Genomic DNA, 2,286 nt, shown 5'->3' on the forward strand with positions numbered 1-2,286 from the left:
GGCGGTCGACCAGGCCGTCGCCGACGCCCTCGCGACGGACCTCGGTGGACCGCTCTCGGGCTTCCGGGTCGCCGTCGCCCGCAGCGTGGCCTCCCAGGCCGTCGCCGTCGCCGTGCGCAACACACATCAGGTGCACGGCGCCATCGGCACCACACACGAACACACCCTGCACCGACTGACCCTGCCGGCGCTGCAGTGGCGCGGGGAGTTCGGATCCGCGGAGTTCTGGGAGACCCGGCTCACCGACGCCGCGGTCGCCGGCGGGATGGACGGCGCCTGGCCCATGGTCGTCAACGGAGTCAGCGTCGAAGGCGCCGCGGCCGCGTGGCTCGACCGGGTCACCGGAGCCTGAACCCGTGCCCGAGACGCACCAGACTGCGACGCCGAGGCCCGAGACGCTACGGCCCGAGACACCGAGGCCCGGGGTACCGCGGCCCGGGACACCGCTGACCGACATGCCCCGGACCGGTGCCCTCACAGACATCCGGGTCGTGGATCTGTCCCGGGTCCTCGCCGGGCCGTTGTGCGGCCAGATGCTGGCCGACCACGGCGCCGACGTGATCAAGGTCGAACCGCCGGGTGGGGACGAGACCCGCGGCTGGGGGCCGCCCTTCGTGCGGGACGACCACAGCGCGTACTTCGACGGGCTCAACCGCAACAAGCGGAACATCTGCATCGATCTGCGCGACCAGGAGGGGCAGGCACTGCTCGGCAGGATGCTCGAGGGCGCGGACGTGGTGATCGAGAACTTCAGGGCCGGCACCCTCGAGAAGTGGGGATTCGGCGACGACGAGCTCGCCGAGCGCTTCCCGCGCCTGATCCACTGCCGCATCACCGGGTACGGCGTCGACGGGCCCCTCGGTGGCGCACCGGGGTACGACGCCGTCCTGCAGGGACTCTCGGGCCTGATGAGCATCAACGGCGAGCCCGACGGAGCGGCCATGCGGATCGGGATCCCGTTGGTGGACATCGTCACCAGTCTCAACGCGATGAGTGGCATCCTCATGGCGCTGCACGTACGGGCCACGACCGGGCGCGGCCAGCTGGTCGACCTCGCCCTGCTCGACAACGCGGTGTCGATCCTGCACCCGCACGCGGGCACGTGGTTCGCCACGGGCGAGGCCCCGGTGCGCACCGGGGTGGCGCACCCGACCATCTGTCCGTACGAGACCTTCAGCTGCTCGGACGGACCGTTCTTCATCGGCGCCGGAAACGATCGTCAGTTCCGGGCGCTGGCGGAGGCGGTGGACGCGCCCGCGCTGGTCGACGACCCCCGCTTCCTCACGAATTCGGACCGACTGCGCCACTCCGAGGAGCTGCGCGCGATCCTCGGTGGTCTCGTCGCAGGGCTCCGTCGGGACGACCTGACGGATCGACTCCGCGCGGTCGGGGTGCCCTCCGGGGCGGTGAACGACGTGGGTGAGGCGTTGTCCATGCCCCAGGTGCTGCATCGCGAGATGGTCGTCGAGCGCGACGGATACCGCAGTGTCGGCATCCCGATCAAGCTGTCCGACACCCCGGGATCCGTGCGGTTCGGGCCCCGCCCCCACGGCGCGGACACCGAGTCCGTGCTGGCGGAACTGGGACTCGATCGGGCGGCGCACTCCGAGCCCGACGGCCGCTGACCGGCGGGACACAATCTCGGTACGCTGGTGAAGTAGTACCGAGAAAGGTCGATCCGTGGAATTCCTCCTCATCGCCGCAGTGATCGCCGTTGCTGTCGCCGTGGTCTCCCGCAGTCAGAACAAGGGCCAGACCCAACTGGAAATGCAGCACAACCGCCATATCGAGGACTACCGCGCCGAGGCCGCGCGCTGGGTCGAACGGCTCGGCGGTCAGGTGTTCAACCTCGACGGCACCGACGAGGCGTCCAAGCAGGCGATGGCAGACGCCTCCGAGCGCTACACCGCGGCCGTGACGGAGCTGGAGAACGCGCGCACACCGGTCCAGACGGAGCTCGCGAAGGACACCGCCCTCGAGGGTCTGTACTACGTGCGGGCCGCGCGTTCGGCGATGGGCCTGGATCCCGGTCCGGAGCTGCCCAAGACCGACGGGCAGGAGCGCGCCGGCCGGGTGACCGAGGACCGGACCGTCGAGGTCGACGGCCGCACGATGACCGCGGCGACCGAGCCGAGCGACAAGACCCCGCACTACTACCCGGGCGGTGTGGTGGCCGGCCGGCCGGTGCCCGCCGGCTGGTACTCGGAGCCGTGGTGGGCCTCGGCCCTGGCCACGGGTATGTGGATGATGGGCTCGATGATGATGTTCAACATGATGTTCGCCGGG

At 70.6% G+C, this 2,286-nt stretch carries 2 protein-coding genes and 1 pseudogene; all 3 read left to right on the plus strand.

Annotated features, from left to right (window positions below; all coding sequences use genetic code 11):
• Positions 1-352: pseudogene (locus tag G6021_RS03825) on the plus strand (acyl-CoA dehydrogenase); the annotation flags it as partial.
• A gap of 103 nt (positions 353-455) precedes the next feature.
• On the plus strand, positions 456-1,625 hold the full coding sequence (locus tag G6021_RS03830; protein WP_182617745.1) for a CoA transferase: 1,170 nt from the start codon (positions 456-458) through the stop codon (positions 1,623-1,625).
• 55 nt (positions 1,626-1,680) lie between these two features.
• Positions 1,681-2,286 (plus strand): DUF1542 domain-containing protein (locus tag G6021_RS03835; RefSeq protein ID WP_182639767.1); only part of this gene is annotated, 606 nt, incomplete at its 3' end.

Source organism: Dietzia sp. CW19 (assembly GCF_014145265.1).
GTDB classification, from domain to species: domain Bacteria; phylum Actinomycetota; class Actinomycetes; order Mycobacteriales; family Mycobacteriaceae; genus Dietzia; species Dietzia natronolimnaea.

Excerpts from the sequence above, each read along its gene's own strand:
- G6021_RS03830 (WP_182617745.1), top strand. The coding sequence starts at position 456 with ATGCCCCGGACCGGTGCCCTCACAGACATCCGGGTCGTGGATCTGTCC.